We start from the raw sequence: 23,198 nt of genomic DNA, 5'->3' as shown, positions 1-23,198 counted from the left end.
GACCGAGTTAGGTGGTGCGCCGAATGACAAGGAACAACCACCCACACTTCAACTGGAACGCAGGTCTCACCCCAAGGCCGACTACCAGTCTTCTGGAATCAAAGCCTTACCATTTCGCCATTTTTCGCGCACGCAGTCTTGGAACCACTGTTCATCGAAATCGGCATGCTCGGCGATGATGATCTGATAGGGACGTTCAGCGCGCTCTGCGGCATCAACGATGAACCGGAAGGTGTCTGCAATGGTCGTTCTGTCACCCGAAGCCGCATCGTGATCTCGATATTCCGAGTCCGCAGGGAATCCGACCTGTGACGGCTGATCAAAGAATACGAATCCTGGAACTGGCCTACCGTGTTCAGCAAACCATTCATGGAGTGCCATGTGCACAAGCAGATGGTACGCAACCCAACTCTGGCCACTGCCGATTCGAGGCATGGCGAGCGGCCCAGTTGGGGTGTCAACAATGACCTGAAGCTTCTTGAGGTCGAGCCTCATCGGATCCGCTGAATGCTCGATAGGGAGCTGGTTGGACCAACTGGTCATCAGTTGATTCAACCTCGACAGAATAGAGATAGTTCTATCGCGGATCACATCGGAGTCGATTTGCCCCTCTGCTACCTCAAGTTCAATTCGCAAAGAATCCAACTGCTGCTTGAGAAGCCTGAGCCGCTCATCCCCACCGACGCCCTCAAGGTAAAAATCGATCCGGCCTAGCACCGCAGCCTGAACGCTTTCCTGCAGGGCCAGATCCCTGACACGCTCACTCGCCCGTTCTATTGCCTCAAGTTGGGCCGAATTCTCCCTGATCGCTTGCTGGCATTCCTCGATCTCTCGCCTAAGCGAGTCAGCAAGGCCCTTCAGCCGTGGGGATTCAGCTGGCAGAGCCTGACGCACCTGATTCAAGGATGCAAAGTGGTCACGCATACCGGAAACTTCATCGCGATGCCCGTCAACCGAAGAGCCGCACAGAGGGCAATCATCTGTCGCAGAGTCCGGAATTAGCTGAACGAATGAGAGCCTAGCCCGCTGTTCCGCCACCTCTCTCTCAAAGTTCCTCCTATCTGCCAGTACCGTAGTAATGGACTCAAGGGAACTCTGAGCCAGCTTAGACCTGCGGCGAATATTCTCACGTTGTTCGAGGAGGAGCTGGCGCGAGCTGCCGGCACCGTCGATTTGACGGATGGACAACTCGCCTGATCCAACAGAGACGGCCTCACGCAGTGCCAAAATGGTTCGCAACTCAGCCATCGCGTTTACGCTTGCCATGCTTCCCCCAGCAGAATTGATCGTTGTCAATCCTGCACTCGCCGCCTCCGCTAGAAGCTGCAACGCTCGCGCGCCGCCGCGGTCTGCCGCCGCCTCCAAATCTGCCACTTCCTTAGCTGCATCCTTAATGCGCTTCTTAAGTCGGCCGATCCGACGCGCAGCAGTCACATCGTCTGCGGTAATAGCCCCCAGGAAGAACGGCAAAGTCTCACGAATGGCGTTCGAAACGAACGGTTCCCCCTGACGATGGAATAGGCGTTGTCGACTGATAATCTCGTCCTGCTGCTGGTATAGAAAGAACGCAGCATGACGCACAGTTACGGAGTAATTGGGAATACCCTGAAGGTTCGAATTTCCGGTATCAGGCAGTTCAAGAAGCCTGGATAGGAGGCCAATCAGACCATCAACATTTGTCGTGGGCGTGACTTCAGGGTACTCGGGAACCCCGACCACCCGACCTTGCTTAACGAAGACTCGCTGCGACGATTGAGCCTTCTCCTCCGGGGCCTGCCGGGCAACGAAAACCTGAAAGTCGTTAACTTGGAGAAGCAAGGCGTACCAGGAGACAGTTTTCGTGATCCTCCCCTGCGGAACCTCGCACGTGCCGCTGCCGAGACAGTAATCGATGATATCCGTTAGGGCGGTCTTGCCCGTCGCCGAATCTCCCGTGATGATATTTACCGCATTCAACTTCAATGGGAGCCGTCGCACTTGACCGGTCCAGGAGTACAGAACAATCTCGCGAATTTGCATCATCCTGCCGCCACTCCCCAGATCGAAAAAATAGAGGCCACATCGCCTGATCTTGCGAAACTCTTACCCAGCCTCTCGGCGACCTTGAGAACCTCCTTCACTTCAGAAGAACCCTGCGACAGACTGACCAAAGATCTGATTCCGCGTGCCGGATTCGCCTGGATTCTGGATCCAGGGAACTCGAACAGCTTCATTTGCGAGCCGAGGATCAGAGCCCTGCGCACAGCTGGCGCTAGAGCGGGTGCGTTCTTCTGAAGAATCAAGCACTCCCTCTCGTGTGCCTCGATCCACACCAGGAGCGATGTCGTCTTAATGACTGGGAAAGTGTCGCGGATTTGCTTACTCATAGCTGCTGGCACCACAAGGAACGCCAAAGAAATCGGCATCTGCACACCGACTTCAGACTCGTATGATTCGGCTGCCTTTCGAATTACGACCGCGAGGAACGCTGGATTGAAGAGCGCGGCCTCCTCTTGGCTACTGAACTGTTGAAGCCACTCGCTCATGCAGGCTCACCCTCAAGCAGGGCTGCCAGCCTTGCCTCAAAGTCTGGATGCCATCCGACGTCAAGTCGGTCGGCCAAGCCATGATAGGTGCCTTGCATCACGAACGATTCGCGACACATTTCTCGAATTCTGATGTCGGCTTCTTGCTCAACCCACTTATAGAGCGCTCGCGCCATTTTTACTTTTTCGGCCTCAGCGGCAGACTCCCCGAGCTCCTCCCGGGACTCCCAGAAACGCACGCCCCAGGCTTCCTTCAGCCGCTCTTCATATCTAGAAAGCTCACCCGGCGTGAGCAGGTCGTCCCGCACCCACTCCGACCTTTGCGCGAAAGCTCGGATGTAAGATGAGACAGCACCAGCCAAACGAGGCCCGGTTACACTAATTAGTTGAAGCTGGCGCACAAAATCACGGCGACTCGCCTCTTCTTCGACAATATCGAAGACTTCCGGGTTGATCGGCAAATTATCCCGCCTGAACTCCTCCCTGATCAATTCAAGCTCTTCTTGGATCTCTCCAACTGTAATCGGGGGCGCAACTTTATGGCGGAGATGCTGAACACATCGCTGAAACCACCAGCCTTCCAGTCTCCTCAGGAAGGCTGGCCTCTTGTCTGACGAAGCCGCGAAGTACAGCTTCTTTTGCAAGTCAAGCTCAAGGTCTTCCAGGAGTGGTTCACTATCAACCACAATTAGGGTTGAAACGAGAGCAAGTCTCTCTTCCGGGATCAGACCAAGAAACATGCGATACACATCCTGCTGCTCTTTATTCTCAGAGGTCTGTGCAGTCTTGGTCAAAATTTCCAGAGCTTTACTCACATCGCGATCGTGATCGCGCAGGTAATAGGTTGCCGACCCTTTTGCCGCCCTGCCTGTGGTGATGAGATAACGAGAAACAGGGCTTTCCCCTGAGAACGAATATCCATCGCCCTGATCCAACCAGACCCGCAGGGTTTTCCAGACATCAGCCGATGCGTTGGGTAGGGTTGTCGACGGATCGGTATGATATTTGAGCTGGAGGAGTTCTGTCGGGGTTCCTGGCGCATCAAAACTGACGTCGTCTAGCTGTTCGATTCGAACGTTGGCGCTGGATCCTGCCTCCATCCGGCTCAAGGCAGCATGCAGGGCGTACCGCGCCTGATAGAGATACCCGAGCATGGATTCGTTGGCAGAGTAGTCGGCCATGTGCCCCCCATGTGTCCAACCACCGAAATATATGGTGGCTAGATCCTAGCCAGCGTAATTACCCCTTGTGAAGCTATATGTACGGACTGGTGCCGAGCGGATCGTGGTGGCTGGTCTGTACGGCTCAGGTTGGGACCCTTCCGGGCATCCCGAGAGGATCCTGCCAGCCAAGCCACTGGCGTGTGAGCAGCGCGTGAGGACGTGGCTTGGTCGAGCCGCGCTCCTCGTTTCCGCAGGTCGGTGCCATTTCGAGCCACATCGGCCGATGCCCTCCGGAGCCGTGTGCGCAGGTTCGAATCCTGCCGGGGGCACACTGTGCAAGTGTGTCCAAGACCCCGCCGCCAGCGCGCATGCTGGAGACGGGGTCTTCGCGTATGCGCCGCCGAGCGCCGCGGGTTCACTGCTACTTCAGAGCCTGTGGACTACTCGCGCACAGGATCTTGACGGATGGTCCCAGGCGAGTCCGAAAGCGCCGAAGCCCCTCGGGCAGGCAGGCACCCTTGCGCCGTCGCCTTCGCCCCGGTGGCGGCGTCGTTGAGCTTGGTGAGGTCGTGGGTGAGTTCGGTTCAGGTGAAGGTCGCTTCACCCACTTCCGTCTCTCGACGAACGGCGTGGCCGAACCTCCCCGGTGGCGCAGAGCGGCGAAGGTCTCGTCGTGGCGGGCGTGGGCCTGCTGGGAGTGGTCGAGGTGCTTGGAGATGTGCGCGTACCTCTGCAGAACCGTCTTGACCTGATCCTCCGGAAGCGGTCGTTCGAGGCGAAGGTGAGAGCCGCCACGTCGTACGGCGTCGGTTCAGCGCCGGCGTTAGGCCTTCCAGATGGCGTGGTCCAGTTCCCATGGGGTGCAATTCAGGCTCGCTGACGCCTCTTTGAGGAGGTGGATCGCTTGCTGTGGGGTCACCGGGCGGTGCAGGGCGGCTTCGAGCCAGCGGAGGATCATGCGGTCCGGCTTGATGCGGTCGTCGGCGCCGAGCAGCATCCACAGGTAGGACAGGCGGGCGCCCGAGCCGTGGCCGGGGATGCCGGCCAGGGCGTGTTCGACGGTTTTCAGGCGGTCCGCGTCCGCGAGGAGGGCGTCGGCGTCGGCGAGGGTGTGCACGCCGTGGAACGTCAGGGTCTCGGCGTAGCGGAGGGCCGCTTCCGTCTTTCGGGGGGCCATGGGGTGCGCCCGTGTGCGCTGGAGGTTCCGGAGGACCTCTGCGGAGAACGTTTCCGTGCCCGCCTTGCGGATGTCGGCCACGAGTCGGCCGAGGGGCTGTTCGTCGGGGGCCGGGAGGTGCGGGGGGATGCGGGCCCAGGTGGCGTAGCGGTGGCAGGTGGGGGCCGTGTGGCGGTCGTAGTCGGCGTTGATCGAGAAGACGGCGTCCAGGACGCACAAGGAGGTGTGGGCCCATCGGCGGCCACGTCGTTCGCGAGGGAGTCCGCTTGCTGCGGCGACCAGTTGGCGCACCTCGTCCGCCTCGCCCACCGGGCCCACGTCCCCTCTGCCGGAGTCGGCCGCCAGTGTGGCACGCAGGAGGCTTCGGGTTCCGGGTTTCCGTACGACGCCCGCTCCAGGGACTCTGTGGGATCGGCGGGTGGGGAGCGGAGGGGCGCGCTGCCTAAGGTGGGAGGGAGGCCGCAGGGTGTCGCTGACCTGGTGCTCTGCGGGAGAGCTCGGAGTGGATGGGGCGGCACGGATGCGTGAGCTGGTGGAGACGGCGAAGCAGTGGGTGGCCGAGGGGCGGGCGGGGTATCTGGCCCGGCCCGTGACCGAGCAGGGGTTCGGGCCGCGGGATCCCGCGGGAGCCGTGCTCGTCGACGTGCGGGGGGAGTGCGTGGGCAGCCTGTACCGCGGGGTCTTCGACGCCGAGCTGGTCGCCGAGGCCGGTGCCATGGGCGCCGGGGCCATGGGGGCCCGGGCCACCGCGCGGGTGTGCGAGGTGTCCGTGGGCGGGGACGAAGCCGTGGCGGCGAAGTTGACCTGCGGCGGGCGGGCCGAGGTGCTGCTCCAGCCGCTGGAGGCGATCCCCGCCGAGTGGTGGGAGCTGCTCGGGGCGGGCGTCGGGGTGGCATTGGTGACCCGGTTGAACGAGGCCGCCGACCAGGCGTCCAGCGAGGTCGTACGGGCCACCGAGGTGCCGGGGGACGACGCCGGCCGGCGGGCCGGCGAGCTGCTGGCCACCCGGCGGGCCGGGCGGGACGCGTTGTACGGGGAGGCGGGCCTGGTGCTGGTGGAGGCGCAGCCGGCGACACCGTACGTGGTGATCGGCGGCGGCGGTGAGCTCGCAGAGGTCATCGAACGGCAGGCGCTGCTGCTGGGCTGGGACGCCGTACGGGTGGAGGCCGCCGAGCCGGCGGCACGGGAGATCGAGGCGCGCCGGGACGCCGCGTGCGTGGTGATGCTGAGCCACGACGAGCGGTTCGACGTGCCGGCGCTGCGGGCGGCGCTGGCCGCCGGGGTGCCGTACGTCGGGGCGCTGGGGTCGCGGCGTACGACGGCGCGGCGCCGGGAGGGGCTGCTCGCGGCCGGGGTCACGCAGGAGGAGCTGGCCCGGGTGCACGGGCCGATCGGGCTGGACCTCGGCGCGCGCACCCCGGCGGAGACGGCGCTGGCGATCTGCGCCGAGATCCTGGGGGTACTCGGGGGGCGCACGGCGGGGGCGCTGCGGGACGCCGACGGCGCGCTGAACTCCTGACCTGTCCACCCCCGCCACTGGCGCCCGAAATGCGCATGCCGGGTGGATGTGGGGGAAAATGCTCCGTATGGACATGATCCTGAGCGTGGACTCGATCCTCACGGATGTCGCGTGGTTCCCGATCATCGGACTGGCCGTCGTCGCCCTCCTGCTCGGCGGCTTCAAGTTGGGCCAGCTGGTCCGGGCGAAGGAACCGCCACCGCCCGCCGCCGAGGAGCAGCCTCACCTGCCGGACGGCGGAGCCGTCTTCGAGGTCCGCGAGGAGCGGGACCAGGTGGAGATCCCGGAGGGCGGCCTGCGGCCCCACGAGATGCAGGGATACGGGAACTTCGGCTCGACGACCTCCAGCCACCCGGACGAGGTCCGCAGGGAACGGGAGTCCGGCTACCGACGGCCCGAGGGGCCCGGGCCGCACCCTCAGCCCGGCGCTCCCCCGGACGCGGGGCGCGGCGCCCACTCCTGACCGGCGCGGCGCCCACGCCCGCCCCAGCCGCACACGGCTGCGGACGCACCACGCCGGGGCCCTGCGCCCCGCGACGCTCTCTGACCCGTACCTCCGTACGGGTCAGAGGTCTGTCCGCAGCCGGAGCACCTCCGGCGGCGGGTGCCGGGCCGAGGTGCACCGGACCTCGGCCGTGAGGGGCGGGTCGAGGGCGCGGTACGGGACTTCGCCGAGCCCGATGGCCGTCACCGTCGACACCGGCTCGCCGGACCCGGGGCCCGCCGCCCCGGCTCCGGCTTCGGCTCCGCGCGCGGCCGTCGCCTCCACGACCTCCCGGCGCAGCGCCGCCGTCAGCGGGCTCGACACCAGCGGGGTCTCGTCCCCGATCGGCAGGACGAGTACCAGGGCGAGCGGCCGGCGCGGGGTCCCGGTGTAGCCGACGACCGCTGCGTCCCGCACGTCCGTGTGCCGCAGCTTCTGCCAGCCGCGCCGTCCCGCCGGGTAGGACTGGTCCAGCCTCTTGACGACGAGCCCCTCGATGCCGTTACCGGGGAGGGTCTCGTACCAGGTGGCGGCCAGTTCCGGGTCGGTCGTCATCGGGACCGGCTGCAGGGGCGGCCCCAGCGGCAGCAGCAGGTCGACGAGGAGGGCCCGGCGTCGCTCGTACGGGCGGCCGCGCACGTCCAGCCCGGCCAGTTCCAGCACGTCGAAGGCGGCGTAGGACGCGGGCAGGCTCTGTGCGAGCACGGCGGCGCGGGCGGCGGTGGCCGCAGCCCGCCGCTGCACCAGGGCGAAGTCCGTGCGGCCTTCGTGCCAGACCACCACCTCGCCGTCCAGGACGGTACCGGCGGGCAGCTGCAGTGCGGCCGCCGCCAGGTCGGGGAACGCGCTGGTCACGATCCGGCCGGAGCGCGCCTGGAGCGTCACGTCGGCCGCCGAGCGCACGACGACGAGCCGGTGCCCGTCGAACTTCGGCTCGTACGCCAGCCCTGCCCCGCGCGGCAGGGTGCGTACGGCGGCGGCCAGCGCGACGCGGATCACGGCCGGGCCCTCGGGAGCGGGCGGCCCTGCGCGGGGTCGGCGAGCGGGGCGAAGAGGTCTCCGTCGCGGTCGAGCCGCGGACCGATGTCGTCGGCGAGAAAGACCAGGTCGGCGGGGGTGCGGCAGGCCTCGACCTCCGTCCAGGACACGGGTGCGGACACGGTGGGGCGGGCCCGCGCCCGCAGGGTGTAGGCGGCGGCGGTGGTCTTGGCGGCGGCGTTCTGGCTGTGGTCGACGAAGACCTTGCCGGGGCGCAGGGCCTTGGCCATGCGGTGGACCACGAGGTCGGGGAGCTCGCGTTCGGCTTCCTGGGCGAGCCGTTTGGCGTACGCGGACACCTGCGCCGAGGGGGTCGGCTCCAGGGGGACGGACAGGTGCAGGCCCTTGGATCCGGAGGTCTTGGCGTAGGCGTCGAGGCCGTCGGCGGCGAGGCGCTCGCGCAGCCACCGGGCGACGGTGCAGCACTCGACGACGGTCGCGGGGGCGCCGGGGTCGAGGTCGAGGACCATGCGGTCGGCGACGGCGGGACTGCCGGCCGGCCACTGGTGGATGTGGAACTCGACGACGAGGTTGGCGGACCACATGAGGGCGGCCATGTCGGCGACGACCACCTGGACGGCGGAGGGGTCCTCGGAGCGGGGTACGGGGCTGGTCCTCACCCAGTCGGGCGTGCCGGGCGGCGGGTTCTTGGTGAAGAACATCTGGCCGTCCGGCCCGTCGGGGTAGCGCAGGAAGGACACCGCCCGGTCGTGGATCTGGGCGAGCAGGGGCCCGGCGACGGTGGCGTAGTAGTGGAGGACCTCGCCCTTCGTGAAGCCGGTCTCCGGATAGAGGACCTTGTCGAGGTTGCTGAGCGCGATGCGACGGCCCTCCACCATGGTGATCGGCGTCATACGATGAGATTGCCACGAAACAGGAGGAACCGTGCGATCCATCTGGAACGGAGCGATCTCCTTCGGCCTCGTCAGCATCCCGATCAAGCTGGTGAACGCCACGGAGAGCCACTCGATCTCCTTCCGTCAGATCCACCTCGCCGACGGCGGGCGGATCCGCTACCGCAAGGTGTGCGAGCTGGACGGGGAGGAGGTCTCGGGCGCCGAGATCGGCAAGGGGTACGAGGAGGCGGACGGGTCCCTGATCCCGATCACGGACGAGGACCTGGCGCAGCTGCCGCTGGCGACCGCGAAGACGATCGAGATCATGTCGTTCGTACCTGCCGAGGAGATCGATCCGCTGCAGATGGACGCGGCGTACTACCTGGCGGCGAACGGGGCGACGGCGGCGAAGCCGTACACGCTGCTGCGGGAGGCGCTCAAGCGGAGCCGGAAGGTCGCGATCGCCAAGTACGCGCTGCGGGGCCGGGAGCGGCTGGGCATGCTGCGGGTCGTCGACGACGTGATCGCGATGCACGGGCTGCTGTGGCCGGACGAGATCCGGGTGCCGGAGGGGGTGGCGCCGGACGTGGAGGTGTCGGTACGAGATGCAGAGCTGGACCTGGCGGACGCGCTGATGGCGACGCTCGGGGAGGTGGAGATGGCGTCGCTGCACGACGACTACCGGGACGCCGTGGAGGCGATGATCGCGGCAAAGGCGGGGGGCGCGTTCGAGCCGGCGGAGGAACCGGGGAAGCCGGCCGGCGGGCAGGTCATCGACCTGATGGCGGCGCTGGAGAAGAGCGTGCGGGCGGCCAAGGCCTCGCGGGGCGAGGTGGCGGACGAGGACGCGGACGCGGGCGGGGAGGAGTCCGAGGCCGGCGCCGCGGCGGGCGGGGCCCGGGTCACGCCGATGCGGCGGGGCGGGACGGGCGGGCGGAAGTCCACGGCCTCGCCGAAGACGGTGGGCGGGAAGAAGTCGACGGCGGAGTCGGCGAAGAAGACGGCGGCGGCGAAGACCGCGTCCGCCGCCTCGAAGAAGAAGGCGACCACCGGCAAGACGGGGACGTCGGGCCGATCGGGGGCGGCGGGGAAGTCGGGTACGACGAAGTCCACGTCGGCGGCGAGCGCGAAGAAGGCCGGGTCGGGCACGGGGGCGAAGAAGGCGGCGACACCGCGCAAGCGGACCTCGGCCTGAAGCCGTACCCCTGCCGGGGGGCGAAGCATGGCCTGTGCCCGGGGGCACGGAGCAGGCTCTGAGCGCGGTGGCGCGAAGCACGTTCGGGCGCGGAGGCGGCAAGAAGGCCCCGGGCGCGGAGTCGAACCCGGGTGGCCCGGCGCGCGGAGGCCGGGCATCGGCCCCGAAGCCCGAGGCGGGAGCCGCGGGCGCGGAAACCTCGGGGACGGAGTCACCGGCACGGAGCCGCGGACCCGGAAATCCACGCGCCGAGACGGAGCGACCGCAGGCGTTGACGCGTGGCGGAGGCAGAACAACGAAAAGGTGGCGCGGAAGCCCGAGGCACGCAGGCCGCAGGCACGCGGAGGCCGCACCTCGGCAGCCGCAGACCGGGGCAGCGAAAGCGCGAAGCGGCAGGCCGGCAGCCCCGGGCAAGCAGCCGCAGACGGGCGGCCGCGGGCCGGGAAGCCGAAGGCGGGCAATGGGCGGGCGGAAGTACGGAGGCCGCAGGGCGCACAGCCGCGGGTGGGCGCACAGGCACGGGCCCGCAGGCGGGCCACGGGCGGCGGAGGCAGTGAGGTCGCGGGCAGGCGCAGGCAGGCAACCGCAGGCAGGCAGGCACGCCTGCGGCGCCCCCGGGTCGCCCCCGTCCGCGGTGTCAGGGGAGCCAGGTGCGGGTGTCGCGGGCCTGTGCGAACAGGGCTTCGACGTCGGGGGGTTTGAGGGTGGTCGGGGACGCGACGAGGTCCGGGGTCGCCGTCGGCGGCTGCAGGACGCGGATGTCGCGGAGCGTGGGCGCCGTCTCCAGGCGGGAGGCGTCGACCACTGCCAGGGCCGGGGTCACCTTCGCGGCCAGCAGCGCGGTCGCGCGGGCCGCGGCGCCGCGGATCCAGCGGGGGTCCGGGCGGGGTTCCGACCGGCCCACCGTGAGCAACAGGTCCCCCACCACGGCTCGTTGACGGCGGCCCGGCACCGTACACACGCAGAAGACCCCGGCCGGCCCGACGACCAGGTGGTCGATGCGCCCGAATCCCGGGAGCGGGACGCAGTGCAGGGTCCGCCAGCCCTCCGCCTCCAGGGCGTCGAGGGCGTCGCCCATCCGCTGCTGCGCGGCCAGGTCCTGGCGCAGCCGGTGCCGGGCGCGGGTCCCCGCGGCGCCGTGCTCCAGCTCCGCGAGGAGGGTCTCGCCGGGGCGGTTCGGTGCAAGGTCGGCGTCCGGCGGCATGGCGAGGCGGCGCAGGTCGGCCGCGGTGGGGACCGGCGGCGGCCCGATCGTCACGGTGCCGCTCAGGTAGGGGCGCAGCACGGCCAGGACGGCCTCGCGCTGGTCGTCCGCGAGGACGCTGATCCGGTTGGCCTGGCGGTCGTACCAAGCGACCGCCTGACCGTCGGGCAGATTGACGTAGAGCCGGCCGCGGCCGGGCCGGCCACTGGGCAGTACCTTGAGTCCGCGCATGCGCCCTCACCCCCGCCGTCCATGGGAGCAGCCGGGGCGCCGCTCGGCAATCCCTCGGTTGTGTAACGACTCCGACGGAACGTTGCGACTCCGCTGTTACACGAACGGGGTGTCGCCGCAACGGCCGGCCCCTAGGTTTGTGGCACCTGGCGACGTCCAGGCCCTGACCAGCAGACCACCCTCGAAGGACTTCCCGTGAGCACCGTCCGCCGCCGCACTCTCGTTCGCGCCGCAGCCGTGACCGCCTGTGCCGGCAGCCTGCTGGCGCTGCCCACCGCCGCCGCTCTGGCGGAAGGCGTACCGGCGGCCTCGTCCGCGCGTTCCGCGGCCCCGCAGCGGACCCTGGTCAAGACGCTCTCGCTCGCCGACGGGGTGTCCACGGCGAAGGTCTACCGGACGGCCAAGGGGACCTACCAGGCGGACATCCTGGCCGCCGACGGCGCCAGGTCCACCACGTTGACCAGCTATGACGGAGTGACCGTCGTCGGCGGTACCGGCGAACTCCACGCGGCGCTCGATGCCACGGGCCGGCTGACGTCCTGGATGGGTGACACCTCCGCGCAGGGCGGCGGCCAGGCCGTGACGGGCGAGGGGCACAAGACCGGAACCCGCGACGGGCGGGTCGTCCCCGTCTCGGCCGACCAGCGGGCCGCCGCCGGCGACACCCGTGCCCTGGAGGCCGTGTCCGCCGAGGGGCGGCGGCTGAGTACGCTGGCCGACGGACCGGGGGACGGCGTCCTGCTGCTCGCCGCGGGCGGCGGCATCGCGGCGGTGGGTGCGGCGGGGCTCGGCTTCGCCATGCTGCGTCGGGGACGCACGGACGGCTGACCGTTCGGCACGGACGGCCGCCGCGCGGCACGGGGGCACCGGCAGATACCGAAACGGATGTAGGGGCGCAGGTCTGCGCTCACGTACAGGCATATGTACGGACACACCGATAGTGCAGGGAACAGGGACAGGTCGGGTACCGGCACGAGGAGCCGCACCCGCATGGGCAAAAGGGGCGGACCTCTGCATAGGGTGGGCGTGATCGCCCGTCGACGTCGCGCGGGCAGAAGGGCACGGGGGCTGTGAGCAGGGGGGCCGTGAAGAGGTACGTTTTCGACGGCTCCGGGCGGCGCCGCTCCCCGGCTCGTGTCCTCGCCCCGTTGCTGGCCCTGGCCGTGTTCCCGCTGCTGGCCGGGTGCGGAGACACCGGCGGGCTGGTGGCGGCCGGGGCGACCGCGACGGCGAGCGGGCCCGTGCACCTGTGGCCCGACCGCCAGGGCGCGACCGTACCGCCGCCCGATCCGGCGGGAGCCCCGCCCGAGTACGTGAAGGGGATCCCGCCCGTCCACGACGAGGACGTGCACGCGGTCGACCCGGTGGCACTGGTGCAGGCGGAGCTGCGGGCCCACCCGAAGACGCGGAGCGGGGCCGACGGGATACCGGCCGAGACGGCGGCGGCGATCACCACCTGCAAGCCGGGGGTCGCGGAGCAGCAGCCGCCGTCGTGCCCGGTGCTGGCGCCGTACTACCGGGACCTCACGGGCAACGGCAAGGACGAGCTGATCCTCGGCATCGAGTTCCCGGACAGGATGATGTCCGTACGGGTCTACACGGCGGACCGCGACGGGCGCCTCAACCGGATCATGGCGACCACCCGGACCGTCGTCTCGGTGGAGCTGGCCGGGCGGGACGTGGTCCTGCGGGTGCCCAGCGGCAACCGCGGCTACGAGCTGATCACCGCCTGGTCGTGGGAGGAGAAGCAGCGCACCATGCTGCCGACGCGCGAGCAGATCGTACGGGTGCCCGCGAACCCGCCGGGGCCGGCGGACCGCGGGCCCGGCCCGGGTCCGGGCCGGGGGGCGGGGAGCGGCCCGGGCCCGGGCCCCGGAACAGGGTCCGGTCCTGGGGTCGGTCCGGGAACCGGCCCCGGTTCGGGCCCGGGCACCGGCCACGGTCCCGACCCGGCCGCGGACCGGCCGTGAGCGAGGCCCCCGCGCGGCCCCGGCGGCGGCTGCGGCTGCCGTCCTGGACGGCGACGCTCACGTGGAAGTCGGCGTGCTTCATCGTGGTGATGTGCTGCTCGCTGGCGGCCGTGCTCGGCGCGCTCGTGCACGTGGAGGTGACCCGCCAGACGGTGGCGACGGCGCGGGAGAAGGCGCTGGGCAAACTGAACGACGTCGCGCGCGCGTACGAGGCGGGCGAGAACCTGCCGCCCGGTTCCGGCCTCGATCCGGTGGGGTTGCCGCCCGAGCTGCGGGCGCTCGCGGTCGGCGGCCACCGGGGGACGGTGGTGGCGGAGCACCGCGGCCGCCCGATGATGTGGGCGGCGGCCCCGGCGGACGGCCGGGCCCTGGCGACCGCCGTCGACTACGGCCAGAGTGCCGGTACGATCCGCGGGCTCGACAATGCGATCATCGGGTCGTCGGTGCTGGCGATCGGCGGGACCCTGCTCGTGGGCGCCTTCTCGGTGACCCGGGTGACGCGGCGGCTGCACCAGACGGCGACCGTGGCGCGGCGGATCACGCAGGGCGACCTCGATGCCCGGGTGGACGACCCGCGGACGAAGGACCCGTCGCGACACCAGGACGAGGTGGCGACGGTGGCCGGGGCGCTGGACACGATGGCCGGGAGCCTGCAGGCGAAGCTGGAGAGCGAGCGGCGGTTCACGGCGGACGTGGCGCATGAGCTGCGTACGCCGCTGACGGGTCTGCAGGCGGCGTCGGAACTGCTGCCGGACGGCCGGCCGACGGAGCTGGTGCGCGAACGGGTCCGGACGATGCGGCAGCTGACGGAGGACCTGCTGGAGATCTCGCGGCTGGACTCGGGCAGCGAGGCGGTCGAGACGGACCTGCACCAGTTGGGGCGGCTGGCCCGGCGCGTGGTGCGGGCCTCGGGGACGGACACGGAGGTGGTCGTCCTGCGGGACGCCCACGTGGAGACCGACCGGCGCCGGCTCGAACGGGTCCTGGGCAACCTCGTCGCCAACGCCCACCAGCACGGGCGGGCGCCGGTGATCCTGACGGTGGACGGGCCGGTGGTGACCGTACGGGACCATGGCGACGGCTTCCCGGACTACCTGTTGGCGCACGGCCCGCAGCGCTTCCGCAGCGGCGGGAAGGGGCACGGCCTGGGCCTGACGATCGCTGTGGGCCAGGCCGAAGCGATCGGGGCGGCACTGCGTTTCCGCACCGCGGCGACGGGCGGCGGCCTGGCGGTCCTCACCCTCCCGGGCTCCTAGCCCCGCCCCGCCCCTGCCCCTGCCCTTGGCCCTGCCCGCCGGCTCAACGGCGGGCTCGGCTCGCCCTGCCGCTCCCGGTCCCGGGTCGGGTGCGTCGAACCGTCGCCGCCCGGGCGGGGCCGAAGTCGCGCCGGCCGCCCGGGGGTGGCGGGCGGACGCCCGCCCCGCGCGGCCCCCTCACTCCTGCGGGCCGCCGGAGGCGGAAGGCGGTTCTCGCGGGGCCGGGGGTCAGTTCTCCGGGCGCGGGGTCTTCGTCCAGGGCCAGCGCGGGCGGGGTTTCGTCCCCGAGGGGCGGAAGGCGTACTTCCAGCCCTTCTGCAGGCCCAACCGCTTCGAGTAGCCCGCCGGGACGCGTTCGTAGAGCAGTACCGTCGGCGGGCCGTCCGGGGTCGGGACGGGGATCTCGTACCACTTCGGCGGGTGTCCGGTCGGGCCGGTCAGGACCGGGAGGACCCGGCCGTCCATCGGGCCGCCCTCGAACGGGGTCGGTTCACTTCTCACCCCACCAGTGTCACAGCAGGTGGGCGGCCTCGGAGACCACCGGCATCACGCGCCGGGCCAGGGCTCCGACGGGGCCCTCCGCCGATTCCATCGCCAGGGCGGCCCGGGCGGCCTCCGCGGTCTCCGGATCGGTGGCGGCGGTGGCCGTCAGCAGCGCGATGAACTGGTCGAGCAGCCAGTCCCGGAGGGTGTCCACTTCAGGCTGCTTGCCCTCGTCGATCCATATGAGGGAGGCGGCCTCGACCGCCGTGATCCATGTGCGGACCATCATGCGCAGCCGCGGCCCGGGGGCCGGGACCCCCAGGTGGAGGAGGATCTGGTCGGCCGCGGACCGGCGGATGCCGTCGACCGTCGCCGTGGTCCGGGAGGTCTCCACGACGCTTCCGCCCTGGAGGAGGGCCGCGAAGCCGGTGTCGTGCTCGTCGACGAAAGCGAGGTAGCGGTCCAGCGCCCGGGAGAGCCGCCGGGTGAGGGGGCCCTCCTGGGGTTCGGCGAAGCACAGTTCGAGGAGGTCGGCCGCGGAGCGCAGGGCCGCCTCGTAGAGCTGCTGCTTGCCGCCGGGGAAGTAGCGGTAGACGAGCGGGCGGGAGACCCCGGCGGCCTCCGCCACCTCGTCCAGCGAGACCTCCTCCGGGGCCCGGTGCGCGAACAGCGTGAGGGCCGCGTCGAGGAGTTGGGCCCGCCGCTCCTCGACGCTCAGCCTGCGGTACGCGCGTACGGTCATGTCCGCAGGGTAGCCCGCGACCGCCCGGCAGCGGTCGGCGTCCGCGAAGTCCCGGCCCGATCCGCCCTCCGGCCGTCCGTCATCCGTCATCCGTGACCGCCGTCCGCCGTCATCCGCCGTCCGCCGATTCCCCATCCGGCATCCCGCATCCGGCATCCGCCTCTGCAGCACCCGGCGAGCCGGCACCCGTCCCCCGCCGCGCCCGCACCGCACCGCGTCCGGGCGCCCGGGCTACGCCAGGAGTCCGGAGCTCTGCCACAGCCTCCGCCCGACGCCGCGCAGCACCCCGATGTCGTCGAGGAAGTCGGTGAGCCGCTTGGCGCCGGTCTGCATGACCTCGCCGCGGTGGCCGCTGGCGCGGACCTGCGCGACCGCTTCGCGGCGGTCCAGACCGACGTTGTCGTAGACGGCCGGGTTGACGAAGGCGAGGGAGAAGACGCGGGCGGCCTCGCCGCAGCTGATCCGGGTGAGCTCCTGCTCCCAGCGCGGGGCCGTCAGCATCTGGCGGCGCAGCTCCTCCCGCGCGTACCGGACGTGCCGGGCCTCTTCGATGACGTGGATCCGGGTGACGCCGCGGACCAGCGGCTGGATGCGCTCGTCCGGGAAGGTCAGCCGCTGCATCCAGTCGAGGATCTCCTCGCCGAGCAGGGTGCAGGCGAAGGAACCGGGGGTGGTGGAGATGGTCTTCAGGATCCGCGCGAGGTTGTGGTTGAGCCGGGAGACGGGGTACGCGGGGCTGCCGCTCTTCTGGATCATGCGGGCGAACATCATCGAGTGGCGGCACTCGTCGGCGATCTCGGTGAGCGCGTAGCGCACGTGCTTGCTGGTCAGCGACTTGTCGTAGATGTGCCGGACCATCAGCTGCATGAGGATGATCTCGAACCAGATGCCGAGCGACCCGAGCGCCGCCGCCTCGTGGCGGGAGAGGTCGATGCGCTGCTCCTCGCCCATCTTCTTCCACAGCGGGGTGTCGTAGAGGGAGAGCAGTTCGGGCGGCCAGTAGTACTTGCCCTCGACCATGGGGGCGTCCCAGTCGAGTTCCTTGTCGGGGTCGAAGGAGTGCTTGGCCGAGGATTCCAGCAGGCGCTCGGCTATCTGCTCCCGGTCCTTGAGCAGGCCGAGGGCGTCCCTGAGCGCGGCTCGTTCGGTCACGGTCGTCATGGCTTCGGACACCTCGTCGTCGAGTTACCGGCGGTCACTGGTTATGAGACTGCCTGTCAGCAAGCTCGTCAATCCCCCGCGCACGACTTGTTGACCCCGCGTCTACCAACGTGTGACCCTGCCAACTGTCCGGTCCTGCACCGCAGTACGTGAGACGAGGGGGCGCCCGTGTCGACGCACGAGCTCTACACCGAGGACCCGGCCGAGGCCGTCTGGCAGATCCCCGCCTCCGGCGCAGCCCGCTTCACCTGGGAGTACGACGACGGCCGCGCGCGCCTCCTCGCCCTCTACCAGAAGGGCAAGGACAAGCAGTGGGACGGCGCCAAGCGCATCGACTGGGACATCGAGGTCGACCCGTACGATCCGCTGGGCACGCCCGACGAGGCCCTGCCGCTGTTCGGGACCCGGCACTGGTCCCGGCTCACCGCGAAGGACAAGGGCGAGCTGCGGCGCCACTACACCGCGTGGAACTTCAGCCAGTTCCTCCACGGCGAGCAGGGCGCGATGGTGTGCGCGGCGCGCATCGTGGAGTCCGTCCCGGACCTCGACGCGAAGTTCTACTCGGCCACGCAGACCATGGACGAGGCCCGGCACGCCGAGATCTTCGGGCGCTTCCTGCACGAGAAGGTCGGGATGCTCTACCCCGTCGACGAAAGCCTCCAGGGGCTGCTCGGCGACACCCTGCGCGACTCCCGCTGGGACATGCCCTACCTGGGCATGCAGGTGCTCATCGAAGGGCTGGCGCTCGCCTCCTTCGGCCTGGTCCGGGACACGACCGCCGAGCCCCTGCCCAAGCAGCTCCTGGCGTACGTGATGCAGGACGAGGCCCGGCACGTGGCCTTCGGGAGGATGGCGCTGCGCGACCACTACCGGCAGCTGACGGACGCCGAGCGGCGCGAGCGCGAGGAGTTCGTGATCGAGGGCTGCTACCTGATGCGGGACCGGCTGCTCGGGACGGAGGTGCTGGAGAACTTCGGCATCGCACCGAAGGAGGCGCGGGAGCTCAGCGAGCAGTCGGAGTTCCTGCGCCTGTTCCGCAGGCTGCTGTTCAGCCGGATCGTGCCGTGCGTGAAGGACATCGGGCTGTGGGGAGAGCGGCTCCAGCGGGCGTATGTGGACCTGGGCGTCCTTCACATGGGCGACTCCGATCTGGACCTGCTGATGAGCCAGGACGAGGAGATCGCGGAGAGGCTCGACCGCGAACGCTTCGCGGCCGAGGAGTCGGCCCGCGTGGCCGAGGTCGAGGCCGCCGTCCGGGAGGGCGCAGAGGCGCCCCGGTGACGTCCGAACCGACGTCCGTATGGAACCGGATGTCAACGCCCGGTCCCGGGCCGACCCCCTCCTGCGCCGCGCCCCGACGCCCGGGCGGCCTACTCCGCGGGCTTGGCGGCCAGCGCGGCCTGCATCACCGCTCGGGCGATCGGGGCCGCCGCACCGTTGCCGCTGATGCCGCCGCGGTCCGCGGAGGCATCCTCCACCACGACCGCGACGGCCACCGCGGGCTGAGCCGCGCCCTCGGCGCGGGCCCAGGCGATGAACCAGGCGTACGGGGTGCCCGCGTTGCCGACGCCGTGCTGGGCGGTGCCGGTCTTGCCGCCGACCACGGCGCCCGGGATCGCCGCGTTCCTGCCGGTGCCGTTCTCCACCACCTTCACCATCAGCTCCTGCAGCCGCAGCGCGGTGGCCGGGTTCATGGCCCGCCCGAGGCTGCGCCGGTCGCCGCGCCGGACCGGGGAACCGTCGTCCTGCGTGGTCCGTTCCACCAGGTACGGCGAGGCCAGCTCGCCGCCGTTCGCCACGGCGGCGGCCACCATCGCCATCTGCAGCGGGGTCGCCGTGGTGTTGAACTGCCCGATCGAGGACAGGGCCAGCTGGTCCAGGCTCATGTCGGTGTCGAAGTTCGACCGGGACACCCACGAGGGCACCCGCAGGCCCTCCGCGTTGAAGCCGAAGCGGCGCGCCGCCTCCACCATCCCGCGCAACCCGACCTGGACACCGATCTTCGCCATCACCGTGTTGCACGACCACTGCACCGCCTCGGCCATCGAGGCGTCCTCGCAGCCGGTGGCCGCGTTCGGCAGCAGGGTGCTGGTACCGGGCAGCGGGTAGGGGTCCGGGGTCCGGGTCGGGGCGTCCACATCCGTGACCACCCCCGCGTCGAGGGCCGCGGCCGCCGTCACGATCTTGAAGGTGGAGCCGGGCGGGTACGTCTCGCGCAGCGCCCGGTTCAGCATCGGCCTGGCCGGGTCGGCGTTCAGCGCCGTCCAGGCCGCCTCGGCCCTCGTACCCGTGCCGGAGAGCACGGCGGGGTCGTACGAGGGGCTGCTGACCAGCGCGAGGATCCTCCCGGTGGCCGGTTCGAGGGCGGCCACCGCCCCGCGCTTGCCGCCGAGTCCCGCGTAGGCGGCCCGCTGCAGGGCGGCGCGCACAGTGGTCGCGGCGTTGCCGCCGGCCGGGCGGCCGCGCGCCAGGTCGTACCAGAGCGGGAACGCCGACAGGCCCGGGTCAGTGCCCGACAGGACGGCGTCCTCGGCGCGCTCCACGAAGCTGGTCCCGTACGTCTGGGAGGAGAAGCCGGTGACGGGCGCGTACAGCGGGCCGTCGGCGTAGGTCCGCTCGTAGCGCAGCAGTTGGCGGCTGTCGCGGGAACCGGTGACGGGCCGGCCGTCGACGAGGATGTCTCCGCGCGGTTCGGCATAGCGCTCGATGGCCGCGCGCTTGTTGGCCGGGTTGGCACCGTAGGCGGCGGACTCCCAGACCTGCACGCGGGCGACGTTGACCAGCAGGGCCAGCAGCAGCAGCGCGCAGAAGTACGCGCACCAGCGGATGTAGCGGATCACTCGGCCGCCTCCTGCGCGGGACGGGGTCTGCGGGCGCTGTCGCTGAGCCGCACCAGCAGCGCGACGATGATCCAGTTGGTGACGACGGAGGAACCGCCCTGGGCCAGGAACGGCATGGCCATGCCGGTGAGCGGGATCAGCCCGGTGACACCGCCGGCGATGACGAACACCTGGAGCGCGATGATCGAGGCGAGGCCGGTGGCGAGCAGCCGCCCGAAGGGGTCGCGCAGGGCCAGCCCCGCGCGGAAACCGCGGGCGACGAGGAGCCCGTAGAGCAGCAGGATCGCGGTGAGCCCGACGAGCCCGAGCTCCTCCCCCGCGGTGGCGAGGATGAAGTCGGACTTGGCGGCGAAGCCGATGAGGAAGGACTGGCCGTGGCCGAGCCCGGCCCCGAGGAGGCCGCCGGCGCCGAACGCGAAGAGGGACTGGGCGAGCTGGCCGGGGCCCTCGCCGCGCTCGATGGAGGCGAAAGGATTCAGCCAGTCGTCCACGCGGCTGTTCACGTGCGGTTCGAAGGTCCCGACCGCGTAGGCGCCGAGGGCGGCGAGCAGCAGGCCGATCGCGATCCAGCCGATCCGCCCGGTGGCGGTGAACAACATGATCACGAACAGGCCGAAGAACAGCAGCGAGGTGCCGAGGTCCCGTTCCAGGACGAGAAGACCGACGCTGAGCAGCCAGATCGCCAGGATCGGACCGAGCACGCGGCCGGGCAGGAGGCGCAGCTTCCAGAAGAGGCGGCGGCCCGTCAGGGCCAGGGCCGTGCGGTTCGCGGCGAGGTAGGCGGCGAAGAACACGGCCAGCAGGATCTTGGCGAACTCCCCCGGCTGGAAGGAGAGCCCCGCGAAGCGGATCCAGATGTGCGCGCCGTTGACCGCCGGGAAGAAGACGGGCACCAGCATCAGCACCAGGGCCGCGGCGACGGAGAGGTACGCGTACCGCTGGAGCACCCGGTGGTCGCGGAGCAGGGCGACGACGAGGACGAAGAGCACCAGCCCGAGCGCGGACCACAGGAGCTGGTCGTCCGCGGTGGGGTGACCAGGGGTGGTCGCGTCGAGGCGCTGGATGAGGACCAGCCCGAGGCCGTTGAGCAGGACGGCGATGGGGAGCACGAGCGGGTCCGCGTACGGGGCTGCGAACCGGACGGCGAGGTGCGCGAGCAGCGCGGCCACGGCGAGGCCCGCGGCGTAGCGGTCGGCGGGATCGGGGATCCGGCCGGTAGTCGCGAGGCCGACCTGGAGGTGACCGAGCACGGAGATCAGGACGGCACCCGCGAGGAGCGCCAGCTCCACTCCCCGGCGTTTGGGCGCGCCGGCTGCGGGTGGCGGGGGCGGGGCGGGCTCCGCCACCTTCGCCGTCAGAGCGGTCATACCCCGAAACGTAGCAAGGGGACGGATGGTATGTCCGCTTATGTCATAGTGTGCCGAAGAGTCGTCACAAACGGTCGAAAGTATCGAAAGTGAGGAGCCGAGGCGCATGGGACCTGTGGAGTTCATCGTCCTCGCCTTCCCCGAGGAGCAGCTGCGGGTGCCGGCCGTCGAGGCCGTGATGGGCCTGCGCAAGACGGGGGTGGTACGGCTGATCGACGGGCTCGTCGCCACGAAGACGGCGTCCGGCGAGGTCCTCGCGGCCGAGTTCGACGAGTTCGTGGAACTGCACGGCCTGCTGACGGGACGGGACGCGGCCCGACTGATCGGCCCGGAGGACGTGCACGAGGCGGCGGACCTGCTGGAGCGGGGCAGCTGCGCCCTGCTGCTGGTCGTCGAACACGTGTGGGCCGAGGACGCGGCGGTCGCCGTACGGGCGGCGGGCGGCCGGATCGTGGGCTCGGTCCGCATCCCGCCGGACCGGGTCCCGGCGGACCCGCGGGCGGGGGTGGCCTGATGTTCATCCGCCCGAGGGGAGTGACCGTACGGCCCGCCGACCGCCCGGCGGGATCCCCGCTGCTGCGCGGCCTGCTGGCCCGCGCTTCCGGTACGGCGCAGGACACGACGGGCGCGGTCCGCCCGGAACTCCCCCGGCACCGGGGCCCGCGGACCAGGGCCCCGGAACGGGAACCGGAGCCGACGGAGGAGCCGGAACCGTACCCGGCGGACGAGCCGGATCCGATGGACGACCCGTCCCTGATGGACGAGCCGGACCTGATGGACGAGCCCGAGCCGATCGACGCGCGGTACTGGGACACGGAACCCCACCCGGAGCCCGGCCCGGCGCCCCCCACGGGCCTGGCGGCCGAACTGCGCCAACTGGCCGACCTGGCCCGCGAGGGCATGCTCACCCCACAGGAGTTCACGGCGGCGAAGGCCCGCCTGCTGAACGGCTGACCACCGGACGGCCGCACCCGGACCGGGGCACCCGGCCCCCTGGGGGCCGGGGGGCCGTTACTCGCCGGGCGCGGTGAAGGTCTCGACGGGCCCGAACTCGCTGAAGTCGACCTTGTTGACGGCCTTCGTGCCCCGCATGTCCATGCGCTGCTCGAAGCGGACCGTGCGGCCCTGGCTGTCGATCCACTGGTCGATGTCGAAGCCGGTGACGCCCTTGGCCTTCATGGAACGGTGGGTGCGTGGATCGATCGAGGCCACCTGGTCGAGGCTGAGGTGCCCGGCGAGGTGGTACGTGGGAACCCCGCCCCGGGTCTCCATGCCCTTCTTGGCGGAGGGGCCGGAGGCGAGGAGCAGCTTGCCGTAGCCGGCGTAGTTGGCCTCGTTGTCCGGCGAGCGCGGCGCCTTCACCCAGCCACTGCCCTCCTTGGCCCGGTTGCGGACGTAGTTGGCGTCGGCCGTCGTGACGGTTTCCATCCACATGCCCGGGGAGCGGAGCTCGGCCCGGCCGGTGAACACGGTGCCGAGGTTGGACCGACCGGTCATGGTCGAGAGCTCCGTCCCGGCAGCCTCGGTGACGGCCTTCATGGAAGCCGCGTAGGACGACTTCTCGGCCTGGGCCAGAGCCTGCTCGGGCTCGAACGCCCCCGCGACGGGCCCGCCGGAGGCGGCGGGCGCGGCGGAGGAGGCAGAAGCGGACACCGGCGCTCCCGCGCCGGTGGAGCCGTCTTTGCAGCCCACCAACACGGACACCCCGACCGCGACGACAGCAACGGCGCAGACGGCAGGACGACGTACAACAGAAGTGATCATCGCCGAGCAGCATCGCACGGAAACCGCGCCGAACCGGAATCGTTTTCGGGGCGGGGCGGGGGCGGGGCGGGGCGGGGCGAGAAGGTTGGGCGGGGGTTTCGGGGGCGGGCTTCGATGAATCGGTGTCGGGGAGGGTCTGGGGGTTTCCCGTCAGTCCCATCGTCCTTCCGTGCCGGGCCGGTCCGTCAAGGGCGCTCCCTTCGGTCGCGTCGCTTCGCGATGGAGCTTCGCTCCACCCTTGAC

At 70.3% G+C, this 23,198-nt stretch carries 22 protein-coding genes; 9 read left to right on the top strand and 13 right to left on the bottom strand.

Annotated features, from left to right (window positions below):
- Positions 1 to 81: 81 nt before the first annotated feature.
- From IF89_RS42150 to IF89_RS0118425, 4 genes are all read right to left on the bottom strand, one after another.
- Positions 82 to 2,022 (bottom strand): DUF3732 domain-containing protein, encoded by a 1,941-nt coding sequence (locus tag IF89_RS42150; protein ID WP_078628385.1) that lies wholly within the window; start codon positions 2,020 to 2,022, stop codon positions 82 to 84.
- Positions 2,019 to 2,525: a three component ABC system middle component gene (locus tag IF89_RS46015; RefSeq protein WP_158717882.1), complete on the bottom strand. Its 507-nt coding sequence runs from the start codon at positions 2,523 to 2,525 to the stop codon at positions 2,019 to 2,021. The genes IF89_RS42150 and IF89_RS46015 overlap by 4 nt, the downstream gene beginning before the upstream one ends.
- Positions 2,522 to 3,706 (bottom strand): ABC-three component system protein, encoded by a 1,185-nt coding sequence (locus IF89_RS46010; protein ID WP_158717881.1) that lies wholly within the window; start codon positions 3,704 to 3,706, stop codon positions 2,522 to 2,524. Before IF89_RS46010 ends, IF89_RS46015 begins: the two co-directional genes overlap by 4 nt.
- 805 nt (positions 3,707 to 4,511) lie before the next feature.
- Complete coding sequence (locus IF89_RS0118425) at positions 4,512 to 5,174, bottom strand: hypothetical protein (protein ID WP_030768782.1); 663 nt, start codon at positions 5,172 to 5,174, stop codon at positions 4,512 to 4,514.
- A 211-nt stretch (positions 5,175 to 5,385) separates the two neighbouring features.
- Here IF89_RS0118425 and IF89_RS0118420 point away from each other — a divergent pair, with 211 nt between their 5' ends.
- Both IF89_RS0118420 and IF89_RS0118415 read left to right on the top strand, forming a co-directional pair.
- Complete coding sequence (locus tag IF89_RS0118420) at positions 5,386 to 6,384, top strand: XdhC family protein (protein ID WP_030768778.1); 999 nt, start codon at positions 5,386 to 5,388, stop codon at positions 6,382 to 6,384.
- A 67-nt stretch (positions 6,385 to 6,451) separates the two neighbouring features.
- The gene (locus IF89_RS0118415) at positions 6,452 to 6,847 is read left to right on the top strand and encodes a DUF6479 family protein (RefSeq protein ID WP_030768775.1); all 396 of its coding nucleotides are present in this window, start codon (positions 6,452 to 6,454) and stop codon (positions 6,845 to 6,847) included.
- 102 nt (positions 6,848 to 6,949) lie between these two features.
- Here the strand turns inward: IF89_RS0118415 and IF89_RS0118410 are convergent, their stop codons facing one another.
- Positions 6,950 to 7,864, bottom strand: coding sequence for a DNA ligase (locus IF89_RS0118410; protein WP_030768773.1), 915 nt, complete (start codon positions 7,862 to 7,864; stop codon positions 6,950 to 6,952).
- Positions 7,864 to 8,760: a non-homologous end-joining DNA ligase gene (gene ligD / locus IF89_RS0118405; protein WP_030768771.1), complete on the bottom strand. Its 897-nt coding sequence runs from the start codon at positions 8,758 to 8,760 to the stop codon at positions 7,864 to 7,866. The genes IF89_RS0118410 and ligD overlap by 1 nt, the downstream gene beginning before the upstream one ends.
- 31 nt (positions 8,761 to 8,791) lie before the next feature.
- Here ligD and IF89_RS0118400 point away from each other — a divergent pair, with 31 nt between their 5' ends.
- A complete protein-coding gene (locus IF89_RS0118400) occupies positions 8,792 to 9,937 on the top strand; it encodes a Ku protein (RefSeq protein WP_030768769.1) in 1,146 nt (381 codons plus the stop codon).
- Between the two features lie 637 nt (positions 9,938 to 10,574).
- Here IF89_RS0118400 and IF89_RS0118395 read toward each other — a convergent pair.
- Complete coding sequence (locus IF89_RS0118395) at positions 10,575 to 11,372, bottom strand: nuclease-related domain-containing protein (protein WP_030768768.1); 798 nt, start codon at positions 11,370 to 11,372, stop codon at positions 10,575 to 10,577.
- Between the two features lie 195 nt (positions 11,373 to 11,567).
- On the opposite strand from IF89_RS0118395, the gene IF89_RS0118390 reads away from it, so the two are divergent.
- The 3 genes from IF89_RS0118390 to IF89_RS0118380 all read left to right on the top strand — a co-directional run bounded on the left by IF89_RS0118390 (position 11,568) and on the right by IF89_RS0118380 (position 14,598).
- The gene (locus IF89_RS0118390) at positions 11,568 to 12,200 is read left to right on the top strand and encodes a hypothetical protein (RefSeq protein ID WP_030768766.1); all 633 of its coding nucleotides are present in this window, start codon (positions 11,568 to 11,570) and stop codon (positions 12,198 to 12,200) included.
- A gap of 257 nt (positions 12,201 to 12,457) precedes the next feature.
- A complete protein-coding gene (locus IF89_RS0118385; protein WP_199820522.1) occupies positions 12,458 to 13,342 on the top strand; it encodes a hypothetical protein in 885 nt (294 codons plus the stop codon).
- Positions 13,339 to 14,598 (top strand): sensor histidine kinase, encoded by a 1,260-nt coding sequence (locus tag IF89_RS0118380; RefSeq protein WP_043194108.1) that lies wholly within the window; start codon positions 13,339 to 13,341, stop codon positions 14,596 to 14,598. Before IF89_RS0118385 ends, IF89_RS0118380 begins: the two co-directional genes overlap by 4 nt.
- A 228-nt stretch (positions 14,599 to 14,826) precedes the next feature.
- Here IF89_RS0118380 and IF89_RS0118375 read toward each other — a convergent pair whose 3' ends face one another.
- The 3 genes from IF89_RS0118375 to IF89_RS0118365 form a co-directional block, all read right to left on the bottom strand.
- Positions 14,827 to 15,099 (bottom strand): hypothetical protein, encoded by a 273-nt coding sequence (locus IF89_RS0118375; protein ID WP_030768759.1) that lies wholly within the window; start codon positions 15,097 to 15,099, stop codon positions 14,827 to 14,829.
- A 10-nt stretch (positions 15,100 to 15,109) separates the two neighbouring features.
- On the bottom strand, positions 15,110 to 15,823 hold the full coding sequence (locus tag IF89_RS0118370) for a TetR/AcrR family transcriptional regulator (RefSeq protein ID WP_030768756.1): 714 nt from the start codon (positions 15,821 to 15,823) through the stop codon (positions 15,110 to 15,112).
- A 231-nt stretch (positions 15,824 to 16,054) separates the two neighbouring features.
- Positions 16,055 to 16,984, bottom strand: a complete 930-nt coding sequence (locus tag IF89_RS0118365; protein WP_030768753.1) for an AurF N-oxygenase family protein — start codon at positions 16,982 to 16,984, stop codon at positions 16,055 to 16,057.
- A 168-nt stretch (positions 16,985 to 17,152) separates the two neighbouring features.
- On the opposite strand from IF89_RS0118365, the gene IF89_RS0118360 reads away from it, so the two are divergent.
- Positions 17,153 to 18,265, top strand: coding sequence for a ferritin-like domain-containing protein (locus IF89_RS0118360; RefSeq protein WP_030768751.1), 1,113 nt, complete (start codon positions 17,153 to 17,155; stop codon positions 18,263 to 18,265).
- A gap of 89 nt (positions 18,266 to 18,354) precedes the next feature.
- Here the strand turns inward: IF89_RS0118360 and IF89_RS0118355 are convergent, their stop codons facing one another.
- Entirely contained in the window at positions 18,355 to 19,824 is a 1,470-nt protein-coding gene (locus IF89_RS0118355; protein ID WP_030768749.1) for a penicillin-binding transpeptidase domain-containing protein, read from the bottom strand.
- Entirely contained in the window at positions 19,821 to 21,191 is a 1,371-nt protein-coding gene (locus IF89_RS0118350) for an FtsW/RodA/SpoVE family cell cycle protein (protein WP_030768747.1), read from the bottom strand. Before IF89_RS0118350 ends, IF89_RS0118355 begins: the two co-directional genes overlap by 4 nt.
- 106 nt (positions 21,192 to 21,297) lie before the next feature.
- Here IF89_RS0118350 and IF89_RS0118345 point away from each other — a divergent pair, with 106 nt between their 5' ends.
- Positions 21,298 to 21,705: a DUF6325 family protein gene (locus tag IF89_RS0118345; protein WP_037850027.1), complete on the top strand. Its 408-nt coding sequence runs from the start codon at positions 21,298 to 21,300 to the stop codon at positions 21,703 to 21,705.
- Entirely contained in the window at positions 21,705 to 22,145 is a 441-nt protein-coding gene (locus IF89_RS0118340) for an SHOCT domain-containing protein (protein WP_030768743.1), read from the top strand. The genes IF89_RS0118345 and IF89_RS0118340 overlap by 1 nt, the downstream gene beginning before the upstream one ends.
- Before the next feature lie 57 nt (positions 22,146 to 22,202).
- On the opposite strand, the gene IF89_RS0118335 is transcribed toward IF89_RS0118340, so the two are convergent.
- Positions 22,203 to 22,844: a hypothetical protein gene (locus IF89_RS0118335; protein WP_030768736.1), complete on the bottom strand. Its 642-nt coding sequence runs from the start codon at positions 22,842 to 22,844 to the stop codon at positions 22,203 to 22,205.
- Positions 22,845 to 23,198: the final 354 nt, after the last annotated feature.

The sequence above is a fragment of the Streptomyces sp. NRRL F-2664 genome (assembly GCF_000719345.1).
Taxonomy (GTDB): domain Bacteria; phylum Actinomycetota; class Actinomycetes; order Streptomycetales; family Streptomycetaceae; genus Streptomyces.
Note: the sequence above shows the minus strand (reverse complement) of the source record. Positions and strands in the feature narration are given on the sequence as shown.